This is a genomic window from Nocardia sp. CA-135398, assembly GCF_050955845.1.
GTDB lineage: Bacteria > Actinomycetota > Actinomycetes > Mycobacteriales > Mycobacteriaceae > Nocardia.
The window spans coordinates 6,456,909-6,480,103 of sequence record NZ_CP192084.1 but is presented as its reverse complement, the minus strand read 5'-3'; the positions used below and the strand labels follow the sequence as shown (position 1 = coordinate 6,480,103).

The 23,195-nt window shown below is 67.1% G+C and carries 22 protein-coding genes; 8 read left to right on the top strand and 14 right to left on the bottom strand.

Features of this window, described 5'->3' with window-relative positions:
• Positions 1-192: 192 nt before the first annotated feature.
• From lipA to sucB, 5 genes are all read right to left on the bottom strand, one after another.
• Positions 193-1,209, bottom strand: coding sequence for a lipoyl synthase (gene lipA / locus ACQP1T_RS28680; protein WP_433756151.1), 1,017 nt, complete (start codon positions 1,207-1,209; stop codon positions 193-195).
• A gap of 78 nt (positions 1,210-1,287) precedes the next feature.
• Complete coding sequence (lipB, locus tag ACQP1T_RS28675; RefSeq protein ID WP_433756150.1) at positions 1,288-2,022, bottom strand: lipoyl(octanoyl) transferase LipB; 735 nt, start codon at positions 2,020-2,022, stop codon at positions 1,288-1,290.
• Between the two features lie 116 nt (positions 2,023-2,138).
• Positions 2,139-2,672: an N-acetyltransferase family protein gene (locus ACQP1T_RS28670; RefSeq protein WP_433756149.1), complete on the bottom strand. Its 534-nt coding sequence runs from the start codon at positions 2,670-2,672 to the stop codon at positions 2,139-2,141.
• 34 nt (positions 2,673-2,706) lie between these two features.
• Positions 2,707-3,612 carry a TIGR01777 family oxidoreductase gene (locus ACQP1T_RS28665; protein ID WP_433756148.1) on the bottom strand — a complete coding sequence of 302 codons (906 nt, stop codon included), beginning with the start codon at positions 3,610-3,612 and terminating at the stop codon, positions 2,707-2,709.
• Between the two features lie 23 nt (positions 3,613-3,635).
• The gene (gene sucB / locus ACQP1T_RS28660; RefSeq protein ID WP_433756147.1) at positions 3,636-5,435 is read right to left on the bottom strand and encodes a 2-oxoglutarate dehydrogenase, E2 component, dihydrolipoamide succinyltransferase; all 1,800 of its coding nucleotides are present in this window, start codon (positions 5,433-5,435) and stop codon (positions 3,636-3,638) included.
• Between the two features lie 259 nt (positions 5,436-5,694).
• On the opposite strand from sucB, the gene ACQP1T_RS28655 reads away from it, so the two are divergent.
• Positions 5,695-6,057 (top strand): oxidoreductase, encoded by a 363-nt coding sequence (locus ACQP1T_RS28655; RefSeq protein ID WP_433756146.1) that lies wholly within the window; start codon positions 5,695-5,697, stop codon positions 6,055-6,057.
• A 76-nt stretch (positions 6,058-6,133) separates the two neighbouring features.
• Here the strand turns inward: ACQP1T_RS28655 and ACQP1T_RS28650 are convergent, their stop codons facing one another.
• A complete protein-coding gene (locus tag ACQP1T_RS28650) occupies positions 6,134-7,669 on the bottom strand; it encodes a leucyl aminopeptidase (RefSeq protein WP_433756145.1) in 1,536 nt (511 codons plus the stop codon).
• 67 nt (positions 7,670-7,736) lie between these two features.
• On the opposite strand from ACQP1T_RS28650, the gene gcvT reads away from it, so the two are divergent.
• Both gcvT and ACQP1T_RS28640 read left to right on the top strand, forming a co-directional pair.
• Positions 7,737-8,837: a glycine cleavage system aminomethyltransferase GcvT gene (gene gcvT / locus ACQP1T_RS28645; RefSeq protein WP_433756144.1), complete on the top strand. Its 1,101-nt coding sequence runs from the start codon at positions 7,737-7,739 to the stop codon at positions 8,835-8,837.
• A gap of 93 nt (positions 8,838-8,930) precedes the next feature.
• On the top strand, positions 8,931-10,031 hold the full coding sequence (locus ACQP1T_RS28640) for a branched-chain amino acid aminotransferase (RefSeq protein ID WP_433756143.1): 1,101 nt from the start codon (positions 8,931-8,933) through the stop codon (positions 10,029-10,031).
• A gap of 45 nt (positions 10,032-10,076) precedes the next feature.
• Here ACQP1T_RS28640 and ACQP1T_RS28635 read toward each other — a convergent pair whose 3' ends face one another.
• The 5 genes from ACQP1T_RS28635 to ACQP1T_RS28615 form a co-directional block, all read right to left on the bottom strand.
• Complete coding sequence (locus ACQP1T_RS28635) at positions 10,077-10,790, bottom strand: MBL fold metallo-hydrolase (RefSeq protein ID WP_433756142.1); 714 nt, start codon at positions 10,788-10,790, stop codon at positions 10,077-10,079.
• A gap of 326 nt (positions 10,791-11,116) precedes the next feature.
• Positions 11,117-11,866, bottom strand: coding sequence for an adenosylcobinamide-GDP ribazoletransferase (locus tag ACQP1T_RS28630; RefSeq protein ID WP_433756141.1), 750 nt, complete (start codon positions 11,864-11,866; stop codon positions 11,117-11,119).
• Positions 11,867-11,922: 56 nt separating this feature from the next.
• Complete coding sequence (gene cobT / locus ACQP1T_RS28625) at positions 11,923-13,029, bottom strand: nicotinate-nucleotide--dimethylbenzimidazole phosphoribosyltransferase (RefSeq protein WP_433756140.1); 1,107 nt, start codon at positions 13,027-13,029, stop codon at positions 11,923-11,925.
• 497 nt (positions 13,030-13,526) lie between these two features.
• Positions 13,527-14,081, bottom strand: coding sequence for a bifunctional adenosylcobinamide kinase/adenosylcobinamide-phosphate guanylyltransferase (cobU, locus tag ACQP1T_RS28620; protein ID WP_433756139.1), 555 nt, complete (start codon positions 14,079-14,081; stop codon positions 13,527-13,529).
• Between the two features lie 95 nt (positions 14,082-14,176).
• Positions 14,177-15,160, bottom strand: a complete 984-nt coding sequence (locus ACQP1T_RS28615; RefSeq protein ID WP_433756138.1) for a helix-turn-helix domain-containing protein — start codon at positions 15,158-15,160, stop codon at positions 14,177-14,179.
• An 86-nt stretch (positions 15,161-15,246) separates the two neighbouring features.
• Between ACQP1T_RS28615 and ACQP1T_RS28610 the strand changes: the two genes are divergently transcribed.
• Entirely contained in the window at positions 15,247-15,405 is a 159-nt protein-coding gene (locus ACQP1T_RS28610) for a hypothetical protein (protein ID WP_433756137.1), read from the top strand.
• A gap of 231 nt (positions 15,406-15,636) precedes the next feature.
• Here ACQP1T_RS28610 and ACQP1T_RS28605 read toward each other — a convergent pair whose 3' ends face one another.
• On the bottom strand, positions 15,637-16,308 hold the full coding sequence (locus ACQP1T_RS28605) for a DUF3043 domain-containing protein (protein ID WP_433756136.1): 672 nt from the start codon (positions 16,306-16,308) through the stop codon (positions 15,637-15,639).
• A 173-nt stretch (positions 16,309-16,481) separates the two neighbouring features.
• Between ACQP1T_RS28605 and ACQP1T_RS28600 the strand changes: the two genes are divergently transcribed.
• Together ACQP1T_RS28600 and ACQP1T_RS28595 are read left to right on the top strand one after the other, a co-directional pair.
• Positions 16,482-16,832, top strand: coding sequence for a HesB/IscA family protein (locus tag ACQP1T_RS28600; protein WP_040688522.1), 351 nt, complete (start codon positions 16,482-16,484; stop codon positions 16,830-16,832).
• A 250-nt stretch (positions 16,833-17,082) separates the two neighbouring features.
• The gene (locus ACQP1T_RS28595; protein ID WP_433756135.1) at positions 17,083-18,051 is read left to right on the top strand and encodes a carbohydrate kinase family protein; all 969 of its coding nucleotides are present in this window, start codon (positions 17,083-17,085) and stop codon (positions 18,049-18,051) included.
• Between the two features lie 265 nt (positions 18,052-18,316).
• Here the strand turns inward: ACQP1T_RS28595 and asnB are convergent, their stop codons facing one another.
• Positions 18,317-20,260: an asparagine synthase (glutamine-hydrolyzing) gene (asnB, locus tag ACQP1T_RS28590; protein ID WP_433756134.1), complete on the bottom strand. Its 1,944-nt coding sequence runs from the start codon at positions 20,258-20,260 to the stop codon at positions 18,317-18,319.
• Positions 20,261-20,753: 493 nt separating this feature from the next.
• On the opposite strand from asnB, the gene ctaC reads away from it, so the two are divergent.
• Entirely contained in the window at positions 20,754-21,806 is a 1,053-nt protein-coding gene (gene ctaC / locus ACQP1T_RS28585) for an aa3-type cytochrome oxidase subunit II (RefSeq protein ID WP_433762406.1), read from the top strand.
• 13 nt (positions 21,807-21,819) lie between these two features.
• Positions 21,820-22,236, top strand: a complete 417-nt coding sequence (locus ACQP1T_RS28580; protein WP_040688533.1) for a cytochrome c oxidase subunit 4 — start codon at positions 21,820-21,822, stop codon at positions 22,234-22,236.
• Positions 22,237-22,313: 77 nt separating this feature from the next.
• On the opposite strand, the gene ACQP1T_RS28575 is transcribed toward ACQP1T_RS28580, so the two are convergent.
• On the bottom strand, positions 22,314-23,138 hold the full coding sequence (locus ACQP1T_RS28575; RefSeq protein ID WP_433756133.1) for an SDR family NAD(P)-dependent oxidoreductase: 825 nt from the start codon (positions 23,136-23,138) through the stop codon (positions 22,314-22,316).
• Between the last annotated feature and the right edge of the window lie 57 nt (positions 23,139-23,195).

The window sequence follows — 23,195 nt, the reverse complement described above, 5'->3', positions numbered from 1 at the left end:
TTCCCACCAGCGGTCCAGTCGCGTGTGCAGATCGGGCGATCCAGTGTGTTCATCTGCACGTGGGGTTGCGGCCATGTGCGGATCGGCCGCGCATTGCGCAAGTGCGGCACAGGCGCGTGGCGCGGCAGTGAAACGCCACTGGCGATCGAACCCAGCAGCATCAGCCGCCTGGTCCGATCGCCGCAGCGACACTCAGCCGCCGAAGCGTGCCAGGACCGAGCTGGCCTCCTGGGAGGCGGTGCCCTCCTGGGCGAGATGCGCCATGGCGGGGGAGATTTCGCGGCCGTGGTGGGCCATTGCCTGGGCGTAGAGGCGGCCCGCGCGGTAGGAGGAGCGGACCAGTGGTCCGGCCATCACACCGGCGAAGCCGATTTCCTCGGCCATGCGGGAGTGCTCGACGAATTCCTCCGGCTTGACCCAGCGGTCGACCGGGTGGTGGCGCGGGGAGGGGCGCAGGTACTGGGTGATGGTCAGGATGTCGCAGCCAGCGTCGTGCAGGTCGCGCATGGCCTGGGTGACTTCCTCGGGGGTTTCGCCCATGCCGAGGATCAAGTTGGACTTGGTGACCAGGCCGTCTTCGCGGGCAGCGGTCAGCACGGCGAGGGAGCGCTCGTAGCGGAATGCCGGGCGGATCCGCTTGAAGATGCGCGGCACCGTCTCCAGGTTGTGCGCGAGCACCTCGGGGCGGGACGAGAAGACCTCGGCCAACTGCTCGGGGACCGCGTTGAAGTCCGGGATGAGCAGTTCGACGCCGGTGTTCGGGTTCAAAGCCTTGATGGCCCGGACAGTTTCGGCGTAGAGCCAGGCGCCGCCGTCCTCGAGATCGTCGCGCGCGACACCGGTGATGGTGGAGTAGCGCAGGCCCATCGCCTGGACGCTTTCGGCAACCCGGCGCGGCTCGTCGCGATCGAGTGCGGCGGGTTTGCCGGTGTCGATCTGGCAGAAGTCGCAACGGCGGGTGCACTGTTCGCCGCCGATCAGGAAGGTGGCCTCACGGTCTTCCCAGCATTCGAAGATATTGGGACAGCCCGCTTCCTCGCACACCGTGTGCAGGCCTTCGCGTTTCACCAGGCCCTTGAGTTCGGTGTACTCGGGGCCCATCTTGGCTCGGGTCCGAATCCATTGAGGCTTGCGCTCGATCGGGGTCTCCGCGTTGCGCGCCTCGATGCGTAGCAGTTTGCGTCCTGCCGGTGCTGAAGCTGAGGTCACTCGATCGACCTTACGCCTGCCGTGCGCCGCCGTCGGATGCAGTCCGTCACTGTCCGTGGCAACGCGACAGCAGCCGACTCATTCGGCGCTCGCGGACCCCACAACCGGTGCGGCACGGACGATATCGTGTGCGGTCACCGGAAGTTCGCCATTGAGCGCGCGGGTGATCGCATCGGCGACAAGCGGCTTGACTTCGGTCACCGTGACCTCGCGGCCGAGTTCACGCGTCAGCGTGGTTACCCCGGCGTCGCGAATGCCGCACGGGACGATGGCCTGGAAGCCGTCGAGTGCGGAGTTGCAGTTCAGCGAGATACCGTGCAACGCGACGCCCTGCTGGACCCGCACACCGATCTGGGCGACCTTGCGCTCGGAGTAGAGCTCGGTCGCGGCCAGCCAGACACCGGAACGGCCCTCGACCCGGCCGCAGTCCAGCCCGAGGTCGGTGCAGACGGTGATCAGCGCTTCTTCCAGCCTCCGGACGTAGTGCACGACATCCACCGGCTCGGCCAGCCGCACGATCGGGTAGCCGACCAGCTGACCCGGCCCGTGCCAGGTGATCTTGCCGCCGCGATCGACCTGAACCACCGGGCTGCCGTCCATCGGCAGATCCTCGGCCTCGGTGCGGCGACCGGCGGTGTAGACCGACGGATGCTCCAGCAGGAGCAGATGGTCGGAGCCCTCCCCGGCGGCCCGCCGCGCGGCGATCGACCGCTGCATATCCCAGGCACTGTGGTAATCGATGAGTCCGAGATCCTCGACCACGATCGGGGTCGTATCGAATCGGGCGGACCAGGTGGTGCGCGTGTCGTTCACGTCATTGACGGTACGCCGAGTGTGACGATTCGATAAACCAACCCGATGTGGGCGATGCCACAGGGTTGCCGGGTTTGGTATTGGGGCATATGTGCGCGCTGGCCCAGCGGCTGCCGTCAGTCGCCCTCGATCGGCAGCGTCAACTGCATCAGGGTCAGGTCCATCCACCGTCCGAACTTCCGTCCGACCTCCGGCAGTACCCCGACGGTGCGGAAGTCGAAGCGCTCATGCAGCGCGATCGAACCGGTATTGCCGGATTCGATGGCGGCGACCATGGCGTGCACGGTGCCCGCCTGGCGGGCGCGCTCGATCAGCTCGGTGAGCAGGGCGCTCGCGATACCGCGGCGGTGGAAACGGTCGGCGACGTAGACCGAATTCTCCACGGTGAAGCGGTAACCCGATCGGGTCCGCCACGGACCGTAGCTGGCGTAACCGGCGACCTCGCCGCCGATCTCGGCGACCAGAATGGGCAGCCCGGCGGCGGTGCGCCCGCGGAACCAGGCGCGTCGATCATCCAGATCGACCTGCTCGTGATCCCAGATGGCGGTCGAGGTGGCGATATTCGCGTTGTGGATGACCAGGATCTCGGGCAGATCGCCCTCGCGCGCGTCCCGAATGACGGTGGCGGGTCGGGTGTCCAGCTCGGTCATCGATCTACTCCATGGTGGGTTTTCGGCTGCGGCGTCAACGGTCGTCATCGCGGCCGAGGGCGGCCGCCAGCGCCGCGCCGATCGTCTGGTGCTGGAACGGATAACCCGCCTGTTCCAGTGCCGTCGGAATCGCGCGCGGCCCATTCAGGATGGCCTCTTCGGCGAATTCGCCGATCAGCGCGCGTAATGCGAACGCGGGCACCACGAATGGGGTCGGCCGGTGCAGCACGCGGCCGAGTGCCCGATTGAATTCGGCATTGGTGACCGGTGCCGGACCGACCGAATTGATCGGCCCGGCAATGCTGTCGTGGGTGAGCGCGAAGATGATCGCACCGATCTCGTCGGCCATCGAAATCCACGGCGTGTACTGCCGTCCATTACCCAGTCGGCCGCCGAGGCCGAGCGTATACAGCGGCTGCAGCATGCCGAGCATGCCGCCGTACTGGGAGAGCACCACGGCACTGCGCAACAGCACCGTGCGCACACCAGCATCGACGGCCGGTTTGGTCGCGGCCTCCCAGTCCCGGCAGAGGGTGGCGAGGAAACCCGTTCCCGCAGGGGTGGTTTCGTCGACCACCCGGTTGCCGGTGGCGCCGCCGTAGTAGTGCACGCCGCTGGCATTCACCAGCACCGGCACACCGGCGGCGGCCACCGCATTGGCCAACACATCGGTCGGGGTCAGGCGACTGTCGCGCAGCTCCTGTTTATAGCTGCCGTTCCAGCGCCGCCGTCCGATGCTCGCCCCGCAGAGGTTGACCACCGCGTCGGCGCCCCGCAGGGCCCGCTCGTCCAGATCGGCGCGAGCGGGATCCCAACGGTATTCGTCCGGCGCGTTGGGGGAGCGGCGTACCAATCTGGCGACTTCGTGCCCTTCGCGGCGCAGCGCCGCGACGAGTGCCGTCCCGATCAGCCCGGACGAACCGGCGATCACCACCTTCATGCGCGACAGACGACCCTTTCCGACTACAGACCGAGGTCCGCCTCGAACGCCGCTTCCTCGAGCCGGTGCCGGATCGTGGTCAGGAAGCGACCGGCATCGGCGCCGTCGATGAGGCGGTGATCGTAGGTGAGCGGCAGGTAGCACATGGACCGGACGCCGATGGACTCGTTGCCGGTCTCATCGGTGACCACCACAGGACGCTTGACGATCGCACCCGTGCCGAGCATGCCCGCCTGCGGCGGAACCAGGATCGGGGTGTCGAACAGCGCGCCCTGGCTGCCGATATTGGTGATCGTGAAAGTGCCACCGGCCAGCTCGTCCGGCTTGAGGCCGCCGGTGCGTGCGCGGTTGGCGATATCGGCGATCGCGCGGGCGAGTCCGGCCAGCGACAGGTCGCTGGCGTTGTGGATCACCGGGGACAGCAGACCCTGCTCGGTGTCGACGGCGATGCCGAGGTGCACCGAGGCGTGGTAGGTGATCTCCTTGGTGGACTCGTCGTAGCTGGCGTTCACGTTCGGGTGCACGCCGAGCGCCTCGACGACCGCCTTGGCGAAGAACGGCAGGAACGTCAGGTTGACGCCCTCGCGGTCCTTGAACGCGGCCTTGGCCTGGCTGCGCAGCGCCGCGATCTTGGTGACATCCGCCTCGTGCACCTGGGTCAGCTGCGCGGTGGTCTGCAGCGATTCCCGGGTCTTGGTCGCGGTGATCTGGCGGATGCGGCTGGCCTTCTGCACGGTGCCGCGCAGATGCGCCAGCTGCGAGGTGGCCGCGGCGGCGGGCGCCTTCGCGGCCGGTGCGGCTGCCGCGGGGGCGGCTGCGGCCGGAGCCGGTGCCTTCTTGGCCTCGACGGCGGCGAGCACATCCTGCTTGCGGATGCGTCCGCCGACACCGGAGCCGGTGACGGTGGCGAGGTTGACGCCGTTCTCCTCGGCCAACTTGCGGACCAGCGGGGTGACGTACGGGGTCGCGCCGTTGCCGGAGGTGTCCTGGGTGGGCGCCGGAGCCGTGGCGGCCGGGGCCGGAGCAGGCTTGGGTGCCGGTGCCGGTGCCGGTGCCGGGGCCGGAGCCGGAGCCGGAGCGGGGGCAGGTGCCGGAGCGGCGGCCGCGGGAGCCGGTTCGGGCGCGGCTGCCGGTGCCGGTGCGGGGGCTGCCGGTGCCGGTGCGGGGGCTGCCGGTGCCGGTGCGGCGGCCGCGGGGGCGCCGCTGCCGATCACGCCGAGCTGTCCACCGACGGCGACGACATCGTCTTCCTGCGCGGAGATTTCCAGCAGGGTGCCCGCGACGGGCGAGGGGATCTCGGTGTCGACCTTATCGGTGGAGACCTCGAGTAGCGGCTCGTCGACGGCGACCTGGTCACCGACCTGCTTGAGCCAACGGGTGACGGTGCCCTCGGTGACCGACTCACCGAGTTCCGGCATCTTGACCGGGGTGCCCGACGCGGCGGCGGGCTCGGCCGCGGCGGGAGCCGCGGGTGCGGGGGCCGCAGCGGCGGCGGCCGGCGCGGGAGCCGGTTCCGGCTCCGGTGCCTGGGCGGGTGCAGGCGCGGCTTCAGGTGCGGGTGCGGCGGCGGGCGCGGGCGCTTCGCCGGCTTCGCTGATCACACCGAGCTCACCGCCGACCTCGACGACGTCATCCTCGGCGGCGACGATCTTCGACAACACACCCGCCGCCGGCGACGGGATCTCGGTGTCGACCTTATCGGTGGAGACCTCGAGCAGTGGCTCGTCGACCTCGACCGTGTCTCCTTCCTGCTTCAGCCACCTGGTCACCGTTCCCTCGGTGACGCTCTCACCAAGAGCCGGCATCTGGACGGAGAAGGCCATGTCCGTTGACTCCTCTGACTGCTCGACGGGTTCTACAACAGTTGATCTCACTGCGGACACCCACCGCGGGTCGCGATGGGTGTCCGAAAGCCACCGATCATTGTGCGTGGCACCGGAGATCTGTGTGGTTCTTGTACCGCGATCCATCCTTGCACTCGGCCGCGAGACGTGTAGCACAGGGCAGCGAACTGCACGGGGCTGGCAAGATGGAATGACCGGTGCCGAGCACTTGGTCACCGGGGTGAGGAGGTCGGCGTCGTTGGGTTTGCTGGATCGTTTCCGAGGCGGCGCAGCCCGGGGTGGCAGCGGTTTACGTGGGGGTTCGAGTAGTGGCGATGATGCTCGCTATCTCGCCGAGTGGGTGCGTACCCATACCGGGGTGGAGGGCTACGTGGAGCCCAAGACGACCGTGACGGATGTCACTGTCGTATTGATCGCGGCCGACGGCGAATGGACCCGTCGCGTCGTCGGCGAGCGTGGCGCGAAACGGCTAGCCGCAGATTTGCGGATTCCCGTTTACGACGTCCGCAAGACCGGTTATCCGCAACGGATGCGCGACTACGACGCGCGCAAGCGGATCGAACGCAAGCGCGCGCTGGAACGCGATCTGGGCGAGTTGTAGGGCTGTTCTTTTCGTTCAATTTGTTCGCGGACCGCGGTACGACGTCCGGGAATCCGGACGCCGCACCGACATTCGGTTACTCCGCCGCGTCCTCGTGCGCGATGTCCTCGATCACCGAGACCAGGGTGCGGACCGGAACCCCGGTGCCGCCCTTGCCGATGTAGCCGAACGGGCCGCCGGTGTTGTACGCCGGACCCGCGACGTCCAGGTGCGCCCACTGCACACCCTCAGGGACGAACTCCTTCAGGAAGATCGCGGCCGAGAGCATGCCGCCCCAGCGGTGCGGTGCGACATTCGCCAGATCGGCGACCTTGGAGTTCAGATCGGCGCGCAGTTCGGTGGGCAACGGCATGGCCCAGCCGTTTTCACCAGCCAGCCGCGACAGCCGGGCGACGCGGTCGCGGAATTCGTCGGTGCCCATCACGCCGGGGGTGCGGGTGCCGAGCGCGACCATCTGCGCGCCGGTGAGGGTGGCGACGTCGATGAGGTACTCCGGATCGTCCTCGCTCGCGCGCACGATCGCGTCGGCCAGGATCAGGCGGCCCTCGGCATCGGTGTTCAGCACCTCGACGGTCTTACCGCCGTACTGGGTGAGTACATCGCCGGGGCGCTGCGCGGTGGCCGACGGCATGTTCTCCGCCATAGGCACGGTCGCGATCACCGTGACCGGTAGCTTCAGCTCGGCGGCGGCGATGGTCGCGGCGATGACCGCGGCGGCGCCCGCCATATCGGAGGTCATATTTTCCATATTCGCGGCGGGCTTGATGGAAATGCCGCCGGTATCGAAGGTGATGCCCTTGCCGATGAGCGCGACCTTCTTGGCGCCACCGTTGTAGGTCAGGCGCACCAGGCGCGGCTGACGCGAGGAGCCCTTGCCGACGCCGAGCACGCCGCCGTAGCCGCCGTCGGCCAGCGCCTGCTCATCGAGCACCTCGACTTGCAGACCCGCCGCCTCGGCCAAAGCCTTTGCCCGGGTAGCGAATTCGGCCGGGTACAGGTGACTCGGCGGAGTGTTGACGAAATCGCGTGCGGTGGCGATGGCTTCGGCGATCACCCGGTCGTGGTCGAAGCCCTTGCTGTGCGACACGCTCGGGTCGCCGACCAGGAGTTCGACCTTGCGCACCGGCTGCTCGTCCGGCTTGCCGTTGGCATTCTCGGATTTGAACGCGGTGAAGGAGTACGCGCCGAGGAAGAACCCTTCGGCGGTGGGGCCGATGCCGCCCTCGAGACCCGAGAGCGTCGTCACGGCCGAGCCGATACCGGTCAGTGCGCGGCCAGCGACACCGGCCGAGCGGCGGATCTGTTCGGCATCGATCTTGTCCGCGGCGCCGAGTCCGACGGCCAGCACGCTTTTCACGTCGAGGCCGGTGGGCGCCGGAATCCGGGTGAGCTCCTCGGCCTTACCCTTCGCGCCGACGGCGCGCAGCTGTTCCTGCAGCGCCGCGCGGACATCCGAGGCGAGGATGTTGTCGACGAATTCGTCCTCCAGTGTGGCGATCGTCGGGCCGTCGTCACCGGACACCAGGCCGATCACCAACACATCGGTGTCGGCGCTGATGGTGTCGACCAGGTCCAGGTCCGGTCCGAGCGAGCGATCTGCAACAGCGGTCATGGGCACAGGCTATTCGGTCTGCTTCGGGTGGCGCATCGCGACGCCACCGCCGGGCTAAGCTCGGCCGGTGACCGATGCGAACCTGCTGCAAGGCCCGATTCATGCTGTGCACGTCGAACTCGGGGCGAAGTTCGCGCCGTTCGGCGGCTGGGAGATGCCGGTCTCGTACGCGGGGACGGTCGGCGAACATCAGGCGGTTCGCACGACCGTCGGGCTGTTCGATGTGAGCCACCTCGGCAAGGCAACCGTCCGCGGCGCGGGGGCGGCGGAGTTCGTGAACTCGGCGCTGACCAATGATCTCGGTCGGATCCGGCCCGGCAAGGCGCAGTACACGCTGTGCTGCGCGCCCGACGGTGGTGTGATCGATGATCTGATCGCCTATTACGTCGGCGATGACGAGATCTTCCTGGTACCCAATGCCGCCAATACCGCGGCGGTGGTCGCCGAACTGCAGAAGGTCGCGCCGGAGGGCATCACGGTGACCGATGAACATCGCGAGTACGGCGTGTTCGCGGTGCAGGGACCGCGCTCGACGGAGGTGCTCACCGCGCTCGGGCTGCCGACCGATATGGAGTACATGGCCTACGCCGACGCCGAATGGGACGGCCGCCGGATTCGGGTCTGTCGCACGGGATACACCGGCGAACACGGCTATGAGCTGCTGCCGCGGTGGGCCGATGCCGAGCCGCTGTTCCGTGCGCTCGTCGAGCAGGTCCGCGCGCACGGTGGACAGCCCGCCGGGCTCGGTGCCCGCGATACGTTGCGCACCGAGATGGGGTATCCGTTGCACGGACATGAACTGTCGCTGGAGATTTCGCCGGTGCAGGCGCGCTGCGGGTGGGCGATCGGCTGGAAGAAGCCCGAGTTCTGGGGCAAGGACGCACTGGAGCAGGAGAAGTCGGCCGGTCCACGTCGAATGCTGTTGGGGCTGAAGGCACTCGACCGCGGTGTGCTGCGTCAGGGACAGACCGTGCTGCGTGATGGTGAGCCCGTCGGCGAAACCACTTCGGGCACCTTCTCGCCGACGCTGCAGATCGGCATCGCCCTCGCACTGCTCGATACCGCTGCGGCTATCGAACCCGGCACGGAGGTCGAGGTCGATGTTCGTGGGCGACGGTTGCGGTGCGAGGTCGTGCGCCCGCCGTTCGTCGACACCAACACCAAATAGGCGGTACCGCGGATTTCGGCAGGCGACGCGGACACGTTCGCGGCGCGCCGACACTCGCACCGCGGCAAAACCGCGACCGATAGGATCTGCCTCATGACCGCTGCCGCACAGTTCACCCATGTTCCGCATCCCGCGCCCACCCCGGCGCAGCGGGTACAGGAGATTCTGGCGGCACCGGGCTTCGGACGCTTCTTCACCGACCACATGGTCTCCATCGAATACACCGAGGGTGAAGGCTGGGGCAATGCCAGGGTCGAGCCGTACGGGCCGCTGGCGCTGGATCCGGCGACGATGGTGTTCCACTACGGCCAGGCCATCTTCGAGGGTCTGAAGGCCTACCGGCAGAACGACGGCAGCGTCTCCTGCTTCCGCATCGACGCGAATGCGACGCGCTTCCGCAAGTCCGCGCGTCGGATGGCGATGGCGGAACTGCCCGAGGAACTCTTCATCGAATCCGTGCGTCAACTGCTCGAGGTCGATAGCCGCTGGGTGCCCGCGGCCGGTGGTGAGGAGTCGCTGTACTTGCGGCCGTTCATGTTCGCCACCGAGGCCGGGCTGGGTGTGAAGCCCGCTTCCGCTTACAAATACCTGCTGCTGGGATCGCCTGCGGGCGCGTACTTCCCGCGCGGTGTGAAGCCGGTGCGGGTCTGGCTGTCGACCGAATATGTGCGGGCCGCGCCGGGCGGCACCGGTGAGGCGAAGGTCGCCGGTAACTACGCGGCATCGCTGCTCGCCCAGGCGCAGGCCTCCGAGAAGGGCTGCGATCAGGTCGTCTGGCTCGATGCCTGCGAGCGTCGCTATGTCGAGGAGATGGGTACCAACAACCTGTTCTTCGTCTTCGGTTCGGGTTCCGAGGCGCGGCTGGTCACCCCGGAACTGTCCGGATCGCTATTGCCCGGCATCACCCGCGATTCGCTGCTCACCCTCGCCGCCGATTCGGGCTATGTGGTTGAGGAGCGCAAGGTTTCGGTGGAGGAGTGGCGCAAGGGTGCCGAATCCGGTGAGATCACCGAGGTTTTCGCCTGCGGCACCGCCGCCGTGATCACGCCGGTCGGCTGGGTTCGCTCCGCCGATGGTGAGTTCGCCGTCGGCGGTGGTGAACCGGGCGAGGTCACCATGGCGCTGCGTGACACCCTCACCGGGATCCAGCGCGGCACCTTCGAGGATATCCACGGGTGGATGCGCGGCATGTGACTACGGCAGTCTCGCGAAGTGCCGCGGTCGTGTGCCGTTCGCGGATCAGCTGGGCATGAAGGTGCGCCATTCCTCCAGGGTTTGCGGGCGCATGACGTAGTTGGCGTCCTTGACTGTGGACAGGGTGGCGGAGGGGTCCTGGGAATACCAGTGACCGGGGTAGACGACCGGGTCGCCGGATAGCTCGGCTAGGTAGCGCAGGCTGCGGAACATGGCATCGGAGTCGCCGCCGGGGAAGTCGGTGCGGCCGCAGCCGTCGATGAAGAGGGTGTCGCCCGCGATGAGGCGATTGTCGAACAGGAAGCACTGGCTGCCGGGGGTGTGGCCGGGGGTGTGCAGCAGTTCGATATCGAATGCGCCGACGCTGACCTTGTCGCAATGCTGGTGGCCGGTGAGTTCGCTGGGCGCGATGCCGGTGACATTGGCGACCCAGGACAGCTCCTCGGCATTGACGTGCACCGGCACGCTCGTCTTTTCGAGCAGCTCCCGCACCCCGCGCAGGGTGAATCCGAGCATGGTGCCGCCGACATGGTCCGGGTGGTGATGGGTGGCGAGCACCCCGGTCAGCCGCAGCCCGTCCGCCTCGGCGATATCCACCAGATCACCTGCCGCATAGGCCGGATCCACCACCACACACTCGCCGGTCTCCCGATCGCCGATCAGATACGCGAAATTTCGCATCTGTGTCGCGATCGGATCACCCACGGCGAAATCTCGACCGGACAGCAGTTGACGAAAATACAGACGTTCGGAAGGCATGCCGTCCACTGTATTGCCTGACCCAGACAATGCGCGCACCATGCCAGCTATCTCGGTGCGGAATGCATCAGGATGCGCGTGACGGCGTGCTCGTGTGTGAATGTCCTGTCGGCGAGCGCTGGACAGACGGGGTCGGTATCGTCGCTGCTGGCCCGTTCGATTCAGGCCCGCGGTGGATCCGAACCTGCAGTGCGTCTTTGGGATGAATGTGCTGCCGTGCCGATTTCACGCTCGGACCATCATTGCGCTCGCTGGCGGCATATGTCCGAAATATCCAGGGCGGCAAGGCAACACGCTGCCAGTGACACGGATGCCGGTCGGCGGAGTCAGGTGCCCAGTGTTGATCCGGCGGCGGTGATCGCGACGGATATTTCGAGTGTCGCACCGAGGATGTCGCCGGAGAGTCCGCCGAAGCGGTGGACGCAGTGTCGGACCAGCAGGACCGAAATGCCCAGGGCGACAAGGACAACGGTGGGGCCGAGCCAGCGGTGGTCCGGGACGGCGAGGACGCCGGCGGCGACGGCGAGTGCGGACCAGAGTGCGATGGTGATCGGGCGTTGGGTCCCCGCTACCAACGCGCCGAAACCCGTATCGGGCGCGGCTGCTATGCCACGCCGACACGCGAGGACCACCACCACTCGACCCACGGCCACCGCGAGCAGCACCGCGAACCAACGCTCGGCCTGTGCCAGCGCGGCGAACGAAAATGCTTGGAGCCCAACGGCGAACACTAATGCCGCCACCCCGAACGGACCCGTGTCGCCACTCTTCGATATCGCCCTGGCCCGCTCGGGCGGACCATAGGACCCCAACCCGTCCATCGTGTCGGCCAACCCATCCAGATGCATCCCGCGAGTGACGAGCGCCAACCCGGCAACCACCACCAACCCCGCGACCGTCGCACTCGCCCCACCCCACACCAACACCCAAAGCACCCCGGCCGCGGCCACCCCGAGCCCCGCCCCCACCAACGGCGCCAACCCGATCGCCCGCCCCGCCGCGCTCCGATCGACATGCTCCGGCCCGCGCACCGGCAACACCGTCAGCCACGACACCGCAAGCCGCACACCACTCATATTCGCCGACCTGAACTGCACGCAATTGGTCGGCAGCCGCCGTCGGCGGTCACCGTCTACTTCCGCAAGTCCGGTTGCGCGGTCGCTTCGGCGGCGAGGCTGGTCTCGGCCTCGGTGGCCGAATCGGCCGTGCTCACACCGGCTTCCGCGAAGGTGGCCATGTCGGCGAGGGTGGCTACGGCGGCGCGGAGGACGGGGAGGGCGGTGAGGGCGCCGGAGCCTTCGCCCAGGCGCATGTCCAGGTCGAGCAGGGGCTCGAGGCGGAGGTGGCGCAGGGCCAGGGTGTGGGCGGGTTCGGTGGAGCGGTGGCCAGCGAGCCACCAGGCGCTGGCACCGGCGGCCAGATCTTCGGCGACCAAGGCGGCCGCGGTGACGACCACGCCGTCGAGGATGACCGGTGTGCGGCGGGTTGCGGCTTGGGCGAGGAAGCCCGCCAGGGCGGCGAAGTCGGCTCCCGCGGCTACCCGCAGCAGTTCGACCGGGTCCTTGGCGACCGGGCGGGCACGGCGCATCGCGTCACGGATCGCGGCGACCTTGCGGATCCAGCCCGCATCGTCCACGCCGGTACCGCGGCCGACAGCGGCGATGGGTTCGGTGTCGGTGAGGGTAGCGATGAGGACGGTGGCGGGTGTCGTATTGCCGATCCCCATATCGCCCGCGATGAGCAGGTCGGCGCCCGCATCGATCTCCTCGTCGGCGATCGCCTTGCCCGCGGTGAGCGCGGCATGGATCTCGTCCTCGCTGAGCGCGTCTTCGCGATCGATCGCCCCGCTGGAGCGCCGCACCTTGTACTTGGCGACCTGCGGCTCGGTATCGGCATCGACCGACATATCGACGACCCGCACGGTTGCGCCCGCCACCGAAGCCAGCGTATTCACCGCCGCGCCGCCGCCGAGGAAATTGGCGACCATCTGCGCGGTCACCTCACTCGGATATGCCGAAACACCATGGCGCGCAATGCCATGATCCCCAGCGAACACCACCACCCGCACCCGTTCGAACTGCTTCGGCGGACAGACACCCTGGCACGCCGACACCCAATTCCCGAGCGTCTCGAGCCGCCCGAGCGCCCCACCGGGTTTGGTCAGCTGCGCCTGCCGCTGCTCCGCCGCCGCTCGAACTCCCGCGTCGGGTGGCACCACCGGTCCGAATCCGTCTGTCACTATCGAGCCTTTCCGGGTCGGGGCAGTTAATTCCTACACCGCGCAGTCCATATCCGGCCCAATCTTGCCGCCACCCCACCGATCCGCACCACCCGCCCCGCACCCGACGCCTCATCTCGCCCTCGCCACCCCACTCGGGCGGTCCGCATGGCGCGTCTTGCACCGTTCCGGAGAGTGCGGCTATCGCCGGTGGCGCGGCGTGATCGTTGCGGTTGCTATTGTTTTGTGCGGACTGCATCCCCCGCCCTGCACCCAATGCTTCGTCCTGCGCTTTCGCGGCCCCATCCGGCCGTTCCGGATGGTGCATCCTGCACGGTTCCGGAGGTGCGGCCATTGCCGGTGGCGCGGCGTGATCGTTGCGGCTGTCCGCCTCTATTTTTATGGGAACTGCATCCCGCCCGCACTCGATGCCTCGTTCCGTGCTCGCCGCCACACTCGACCGCACAGCGCGTACGAGGGCGCGGCCCTCGCGACGTGATCGCCGCGGCCGTGCGTTCCTATTTCAGGCGAAGGGGGAGTCCGGCGACAACCAAGAAGGCTTCATCGCAGGTTTGCGCGAGGCGTTGGTTGAGGATGCCGATTTCGTCGCGGAAGAGGCGACCGGAGCGGGTGGCGGGGATGACGCCCATACCTACCTCGGGGGTGACGATCACCAAGCGGCCGGGGTAGCCACTGACCGCGGCGACCAAGGCGTCCGCGTCGGGGGCGACGGTGCCGCGCGGCGCGTCCCAGGCCTCGCGGGCGTCGATCCGGGCGGTGAGCCAGGTGCCGATATCGTCGATCAGTGTCGTTCCGGCCGGGGGAGCGGCGGTGAGAACCGTTGCGGGATCGGCGCTTTCGAGGACCGTCCAGTCCGCGGGCCGGCGATCGCGGTGGCGCGCGATGCGTTCGGCGAAGTCGAGATCGGCCGGATCGGGAATCGCGGTGGCGATATACCGCACCGGACCGCCCTCGGCCGCCAACACCTCCGCGAAGGTCGACTTACCGGATCGCGCGCCGCCGAGTACGAGGATGCGGTGCGCGCGGCTGCTGGTAGATGAGCGGTCCGACACGGCAGCACCGTATCAATCCGCCGCGCTTATGCCTGCACGTCGCTGGCGCTCGGTTCCGGCATGACGCGTTGGCGGCTGCGTTGATAATTCGCTCGCTATGCGCGCTGCTCGGTCGGCTCGGCGCCCCCGAACCGGCGGCGATACTCGGTCGGTGCGATGCCGACGACCTTCTGGAAGTGATGCCGCAGCAGCGCACCGGATCCGAAACCGGCTTGTGCGGCGATCTGTTCCAGCCCCTCGTCGGTGTCCTCCAGCAGATGCTTGGCGTACAGCACCCGCTGATTGGTCAGCCATTTCACCGGTGTGGTTCCGGTTTCGGCGGCGAAGCGGCGGGCGAAGGTGCGGGTGGACATCATCGAGCGGGCGGCCAGGTCGTCGATAGTGTGCGGCAGGTCGAGGTTCTCGTTCATCCACTGCAACGTGGAGCTGAGGCTGTCGGAGGTGCATTCGGGTACCGGACGCTCGATGAATTGGCGCTGCCCGCCGTCACGCTGCGGTGGCACCACCATGCGCCGGGCGATCGCATTCGCGACGGAACTGCCGATCTCCCGGCGCACCAGATGCAGGCAGGCATCGATGCCCGCCGCGGTCCCCGCCGAGGTGATCAGGTTGCCCTCGTCGACGAACAGCACATCGGGATCGACCGTGGCCAGCGGAAACTGTGCCGCCAACTGGTCCACATAGCGCCAGTGCGTTGTGCACTTGCGCCCGTCGAGCAGCCCGGCCGCCCCCGCCAGGAACGCACCGGAACATACGGTGAGCACGATCGCTCCGGCCTCCGACGCCTCCTGGATCGCGCCGATGACCCGCGGATCGAGCCCATGCTCGACGGCCGATGCCGGAAAGGCCGGAATCGCGACCAGATCGGCCTTCACCAACTCCGCCAGCCCGTACTCCGGCGTGACGGTGATACCCGGGGTCGTGGATGGCAGGGGCTTCCCCGGCTCGGCCCCGCACACCTTGAAATCGAATCCCGGCAGTCCGTCCGCGGTCCGATCGAGCCCGAAAACCTCACAGACCACACCGAATTCGAACATGGCCAAGCGCTCGGAGAGCACCACCGCGACCTTGGACAGCATGCGGTCAGCATACCTGGCTGGATCTTTACGAACAATGTCAGAACAGCCACTTTCGGCGGTAAATCACCGAGCGCAAAATTACTGCCATGATTACTTTTCTCATCAGCATGGCGGTCGTAGTGGGCTTCGCGGTCCTCATTACACGAGGCGGCGGTCACGCCGGATCGGCGAATGTCATCGATCGCGACGCCCAGCGCTTGCAGTCCGATCTGTCCGCCATCGTCGCCCACTCCCATCACCATTGAGGGCTGCTGCACGTGGGCTATCGGCTCTATTGCCGCTCTTGCTCTCCAGACCACTGCGGAGCGAGTCTTACGAGCGACCCGTTCGCGGCCCGTCTCGCGTCCGAGTCGTCGAAGCGCATGCGACGAAGTCGCGAGTCTACGGCGCCGCTAGCGACTGCTTGCAGGTCGCTCGAAATGGTCGGCCGCGAGACATTGGGGGCCGCGAACACGCAGCGCCGAAGGCGCTGCAAATCAAACACTGTCGCCGGGGCCGACCCGCGGCTTCGGCGCCCGCATCTTGCGAATCTGCGAGGCGCGGACAAAGGCGTACCAACCCAGCTTGTAGCCGGTATCGGTGCTCTCCGGGAATCGCTCACGCACCCGCCCGTTGACGATCCGGCCGAGCAGGAAGCCCTCGGCGATCATGAAGAACATCATCACCAGCATGGCCAGCGTCACAATCGTCTGCAGCGCGGGCGCGACGAACATCGACAGGATCAGGACCAGCGCCATCGGCATGAACAATCCGACCAGGTTGCGCCGGGCATCGACGATATCGCGCACGAAGGCCCGCACCGGACCCTGATCGCGCGGCAGCAGATATTTATCCTCGCCCGCGAGCATCCTGGCGCGCCGGTCCTGGGCTGCCAGCCGACGCTCGGCGGAGGCCGCCTTGCGGTCCGCGCGGTTACCGCGGGTGGCCTTGCGCCGGGCGCGGGCCTCCTTCGCGGTGAGCGGGGCCGGAGCCACCGGACCGCGTCGCTTGCCTTGGGCGTCACGACGTTTCGGAGTAGGTCGGCCCTTGCCCTCGGTGACGGTGGCCGCTTTAGTGGTGGAGACTGCGGTCGAGCCGCCGTCCGAGCCCGCCGTCTGGTCGGCGCTCTCGTCGGTGGTGCTGGACTCGCCGCGACGGAACAATTTCACGCGACCAGGCTATTCGATGCGGTACCCAGCAGGAAATGAGGTCGGTGGGAGGTTGTGGCCACCGCGGTACCCGGTGATGGCAAGATGGGGGAATAACAGCCCGCTGAGTGGTGTTGACAGCCACGAGCCGTGCGCTGTTCACGGGTTGAACACAGCTGTCTTGAGGAGAGTTCATGACTGTGCAAGACGAGACGACCACCCACGGTGTGACTCTGACCGATGCCGCCGCCAGCAAGGCGAAGGCGCTGCTCGACCAGGAGGGTCGCGACGACCTCGCCCTGCGTATCGCCGTGCAGCCGGGCGGCTGTGCGGGCCTGCGCTACCAGCTCTTCTTCGACGACCGCTCGCTCGACGGTGACCTGACCGTCGACTTCGGCGGCGTCAAGCTGGCCGTCGACCGGATGAGCGCGCCGTACGTGCAGGGCGCCTCGATCGACTTCGTCGACACCATCGAGAAGCAGGGCTTCACGATCGACAACCCGAACGCGACGGGTTCCTGCGCCTGCGGCGACTCCTTCAACTGACACCTGCGCGCCCGACTCGCCGAGCGGTATCGGGCCCCGGTCGCCCCTGCTGTCGACGCGGCGATTTCGTAAGTACACCCGTCGGGGACGTCCAGAACTGAACTGGGCGTCGACCGCCGGTCCGCGACGAAAGCCTTGGGCCACTCACCGATCGGCAAGAGACTCGGGGAGGCGGGTGAGCTACGGTGAAGGCGCGGGTTTTGTCCCGCGCCTTTCGTCGTCTGCCGCCTACTCGAAGGGGCTCAGCCTCGTGTCTATCGCCGTGTCCGCGTCCATCGCAACCGACCACCTCATGCGTTTCCCCGGACGGTTCGCCGACGCGCTGCTGGCCGATCAGCTCGACCACGTTTCGGTGAGTTTTCTCGTTGATGATCTGCAGATCCGCAAGGGTGGTGTCGCGGGCAATATCGCTTACGCCATGGGGGTTTTGAACCGCACGCCGCTGCTCGTCGGCGCGGTCGGCGCCGATTTCGCCGAGTACGGCGCCTGGCTGGAGAAGCATGGCGTCGACTGCTCCACCGTCAAGATCTCGGACCGGGCGCATACCGCGCGCTTCGTCTGCACCACCGATGACGATATGGCCCAGATCGCGTCGTTCTATCCGGGCGCGATGAGTGAGGCCCGCGATATATCGATCGGCGAACTCGCCGAGCAGCACAGCCTCGACCTGGTGCTCATCGGCGCCAACGATCCGGAGGCGATGCTGCGCCACACCACCGAATGCCGCGAACTCGGCATTCCGTTCGCCGCCGACCCGTCCCAGCAGCTGGCTCGCCTCGACGGTGATCAGGCCGTGCAGCTGATCGACGGCGCCGCATACCTTTTCACCAATAAGTACGAGTGGGCGCTGCTGCTGCAGAAGACCGGTCTGAGCGAGGAAGAGGTCGCCCGCAAGGTCGGCATCCGGGTCACCACGCTCGGCAAGGACGGCGTGCAGATCTTCGACCGCGACGGTACCGAGGTGACTGTCGGTGTGGTGCCCGAGGTCGACAAGGTCGAGCCCACCGGCGTCGGCGATGCTTTCCGTGCGGGTTTCCTCACTGGCCACACCACGGGTCTGTCGCTGGAGCGCTCCGCCCAATTGGGTTCGCTCATCGCGGTTCTCGTCCTCGAGACCATGGGCACCCAGGAGTGGACCCTCAACAAGGACGACGCTCTCGAACGCCTCACCAAAGCCTACGGCCCCGAGGCCGCTGCCGATATCAAGCCCCTGCTCTGAGGCACGCCGATCTCGACGGCCGCACCGTATTCCGGTGCGGCCGTTCGCATCTGCTCACTGCGCGCCTTTCAGCGCCGCCCGCGCCGATTTGGGGTGCCGCGCATGCTCCAGCGCCGTCCATCCATGCGCGGCGTACGAAAGGATGCGCGGCACAGTCGCATTGCACGGTGCCGCGTCGCTCTGGTCCCGCGTTGCGCACACATTGGGTCCCGCTGCGCACGAATCGCCCGCGGGTCGGCGGGCGAAACGTGCGCGTTCCCACTGACTACAGCGAGACCGGGTAGACCGGCTCCTGAATATCGGGAGTAATGCGCTTCTCCACGAAGATCCCGTGCCAGACCATGAAGACCAGCAGCGTCCACAACCGGCGGCTGTGATCGCCGCGGCCCGCGCGGTGGTCTTCGAGCATGCCCTTGATCGCGCCCTTGTCCAGCAGGTGATCGGTCTGCGATTCGGCGATCTGCAGGTGCGCCCAGTCGTAGAGTTCGGTGCCGCGCAACCAATGCCGCAGCGGAACCGGGAAACCCAGCTTCGCCCGGTGCAGCACATGCGGCGGGACGATGCCCTCGAGCGCTTGGCGCAGTGCGTACTTCGTGGTCTCCTTGGTGATCTTCTGCTCGTAGGGCAGCTGCTCGGCGACCTTCAGCACCTCGGAATCCAGGAACGGCACGCGCAGCTCGAGCGAATTCGCCATGGTCATCTTGTCGGCCTTGACCAGGATGTCGCCGCGCAGCCAGGTGTAGAGATCCAGATGCTGCATGCGCGCCACCGGGTCCCAGCCGCGCGACTGCGCGTAAATCGGCGCGGTGACGTCCTGATGGGTCCATTCCGGCCGGAATTCGCGCAGTACCGCACGCAACTGCGCATCGCTGAAGCTGCGCGCATTGCCGTAGTAGCGCTCCTCCAGCGGGAGCGAACCCCGGTGCAGCAGGCTCTTACCGCGGGTGCCGTCCGGAATCCGCTCCGAGAGCTTGCCCGCCAGCTTGCGCACGCCACGCGGCAAGTGCTCGAAAGGCTTGAGCGACAACGGTTCCCGGTAGATCGTGTATCCGCCGAACAGCTCGTCCGCGCCCTCGCCGGAGAGCACCACCTTGACGTGCTTGCGCGCTTCCTTGGCCACGAAGTACAGCGGAACCAGCGCCGGGTCGGCCACGGGATCGTCGAGGTACCAGACGATTTCGGGGATCGCGGCCGCGAATTCGGCGGGGGAGACCACCTTCACGATATGCCGCGCGCCGATCGCCTCCGCACTCTCGGCCGCCACATCGACCTCGGAGTAGCCCTCGCGTTCGAAGCCGGTGGTGAAGGTGATCAGCTTCGGGTTGTGCCGCATGGCCAGCGCCGCGACCGCGGTGGAATCGATGCCGCCGGACAGGAAGGATCCGACCGTCACATCCGCGCGCATATGCTTGGCGACCGAGTCCTCGAGGGCCTCGGCGATATCGCGATAGCGTGCGGCCGCCGAACCGGGTGCGAAGGCCCGCACCTTGAACTGGGGGTCGAAGTAGCGGGTGATCTGCGGCGCCACACCGGCCCGCACGGTCGCGTGGTGCCCGGATTCCAGCCGACGGATGTCCGTGTGCAGCGTTTCCGGCTCCGGCACGTACTGCAGCACCGTGTAGTGCTCCAGCGCCCGCGGGTCCAGCGCATCGGACAGCCCGAGCGCGGGCAGCAGCTCCAGCAGACTCTTCTTCTCACTGCCGAACGCGGTCCCGCCGGGCCCGGTCGCCAAGAACAGCGGCTTGATTCCGAACGGATCGCGCGCCAGGAACAGCTCCTGGGTTTGGGTATCCCAGATCGCGAACGCGAACATGCCGCGCAGCTTGCGCACCGCCTCCGGCCCCCAGTAGTGGAAGGCCGCGACGATCGCCTCGCTATCGCCCTCGGTCTCGAAGATCCTGCCGTCCGGGTACTCCTCGGCATGCGCCTTCGCGAGTTCCTCGCGGATCTCGATGTAGTTGTAGATCTCACCGTTGAAGGTGAGCGCGTAGCGCTCCCGATTTTCCGCCGGACCCCAGCGCAGCGGCTGGTGCGAATGCTCGATATCGATGATCGACAGCCGGTTGAAGCCGTAGATCACATGATCGTCGTGCCAGGTCCCGCGCTCGTCCGGGCCGCGATGGCGCACGCAGTGCAGCGCGTCGTACACCCGCTCCACGACGTCGTCGGTTGCCGCATCAGATGTCAGAAATCCGAGCAGTCCACACACGGCCTCGGCAACCTCGTTTCCTACTTGGTACGGGCGCTGGCCCGATTCATTGGGTGGCTGCGCCCGATAGGTGGGCGCACAGGACGAAATCTCGTGTCCGAGTATGCCGCACAGGGCGGATTCGTGTGTCGCGCCCACCGGACAGACGCACTGCGAAATGTTGTGTCCGCCTGCATCGCACCTGCCCGATCCGGTCGCGGCGCACGCCGTGTACTGCGACGATGTCCGGGTGACCCGATCAACCCCCGCGTCGGTGGAGTGTCGAATGCGACCCGACGTCAAACGGGGCGCCGGTTTGGTCTACGCTGCGTAGTACTCAGGACATTCTCAGTTGGATCGCGCGCGAAGCAAGCGGCCGACGGAATGCCCTGAAACGTGCTTAGGACGTACCGCCGGGCGATCGCAACCCGGGCGGTGCACTGTCGGAATGTGTGGCGACCAGGAAGGCGTGAGCGTGGCGCACAAGGCGAGCGAAGAGATCGGGGCTCGACCCGTGAAGGGTCGGCAGGGCCGTCTCCTTCGACGGGTCGGCTTGGCGGTGTCCTTGGGGATCACCGCGATGCTCGTCTCGGGCTGCTCGATCGACAATGTTTGGCTGCGATTCGGCTGGCCCTCGGGCATCACGCCGCAGGCCACCCGGATGCGGGAACTGTGGACCTGGTCGGTCATCGCGGCATTGGCGATGGGCGTGCTGGTGTGGGGTCTGACCTTCTGGACCGTCACCTTCCACCGCAAGAAGAAGGACTCCCCGGAGTTCCCGCGCCAGACCGGTTACAACGTGCCGCTGGAACTGACCTACACGGCCGTGCCGTTCGTCATCATCGCGGTGCTGTTCTACTTCACCGTGGTCGTGCAGAACTACGTGCACGAGAAGGTCGCCAACCCGGACGTGACCGTCGACGTGACCGCCTTCCAGTGGAACTGGAAGTTCGGCTACCGCAATGTCGACTTCAAGGACGGCTACCGCTTCGACGGCATCGACAAGGCCCGCGAGGACGCCAACCAGGAGCAGCTCGAGGAGTACAAGGAGCGGACCAAGGACGGTCACCCGCAGCCGGGCCCGGTGCACGGCAAGCCGGAGAACGACATCCTGTCCTATCTGCACTACGACAAGATCGAGACCGTCGGCTCCAGCAGCGAGATCCCGGTACTGGTGCTGCCGACCGGCAAGAACATCGAATTCCAGCTGGCCGCCGCCGATGTGGTGCACGCCTTCTGGGTGCCGGAGTTCCTGTTCAAGCGCGACGTGATGCCGAATCCGAAGGAAAACCACTCGGATAACGTCTTCCAGATCACCAAGATCGAGAAAGAAGGCGCGTTCGTCGGCCGCTGCGCCGAGATGTGCGGCACCTTCCACTCGATGATGAACTTCGAGGTCCGCGCGGTATCGCCGGAGAAGTTCACCAAGTACATCGATGCGCGCAAGGCGGGTAAGACCAACGCCGAGGCGCTCGAGTCCATCGGTGAATCCCCGGTCGCGACTTCCACCCAGCCGTTCAACACCAAGCGCGACACCAAGAGCGCGTCCGCGGTAGAGAGCAAGTGAGGACTGAGCTGAAATGAAGATCGAAGCGCGGATTTTCGAACTGCTCACGGTGTTCTTCATCATCGTGGCAGTCGTGTACGGCTACTTCACCGGCCAGTCGCGGACCGGTGTCGAGTGGGCGGGCACCACCGCGACGGTGCTGACCGCCGGTCTGTCGCTGATCATCGGCACCTACTTCCGTTTCGTCGCACGTCGTCTCGACCTGCGTCCGGAGGACTACGAGGATGCCGAGATCGTGGACGGCGCGGGCGATCTGGGCTTCTTCTCGCCCGGTAGCTTCTGGCCCATCACCCTGGCCGGTGCGGGCTCCATCACCGCCCTCGGCCTGGCGTTCTTCCAGTTCTGGCTGATCGGCATCGGTGTGGTCTGCATTCTCGGTGCGGCCGCCGGTCTGGTCTTCGAGTACTACCTCGGCCCCGAAAAGCACTGAGCGAATAGCTATTTCCGAAGCGCCCCACCGGATTCGGTGGGGCGCTTCGGCGTTTCGGGATCAAACCGCACGGGCGGTCAGAGCGAGGCGAGGCGGGAGAGGATGCGGTTGGTGCAGCGCGGCGCGACACCGGCCAGCCCACGCAGCGTGCGCGCGAAGCGGGGTTCCAGGCGGGCAGGGCGGGTGCGGATGGCCGTTTCGATCAGGCGGGCGGCGTCGGTCGGTTCCAGCGCGGGTTCGGTGACGTAGTGCGCGATGGTGCCGGTATCCGGTTGCACGGCCGGATATTGGACGGCGGTCACCTGGATGCCGCGGGGCGAGAGTTCGGCGTCCGCGCATTGACCGAAGGTGGTCCAGGCGGCCTGGGAGCTGGCGTAGGAGGCGAAATTCGGGGTGGCGCCGGTCTTCAGGCTCCACGGGCCGACATTGATCACATGGCCGGAGCCGGATTCCAGCATGGCGGGCAGCAGGCCGAGGGTCAGGCGCAGCGGACCGAAGTAGTTGGTCGCCATCATGCGCTGGTAGTCGCGGAAGCGGTCCAGGGATTGTGAGACGGGTCGTCGCAGCGGGCGGCCCGCGTTGTTGACCAGCACATCGACCCGGCCGAAATCGCTGAGCACCCACTCGACCAGCTGATCGACATCACCTAGTGCGGAGATATCGCAGCGGAACCAGTTCGCCGCACCGCCCGCATCGACGATCTGATTGCAGGTGGCGACGAGTTGATCCCCGCGCCGCGCGACCAGCAGCAATTGCGCGCCCTGCTCGGCAAGCAGCATGGCGGTGGCGCGACCGATCTCCGAACACGCGTCCGTCACGAGAATCCGTAGCCCCTCGACCGATTCGGGCCGCTGACGCTTGCGGTCCGGCAAACGGGGTGGGGCAGTGCGGAATTCGAGCATCAGAGCAACCTTCACCGTAGATGGGCTGAACCAACGCATCGACACCCCGCCGACAGT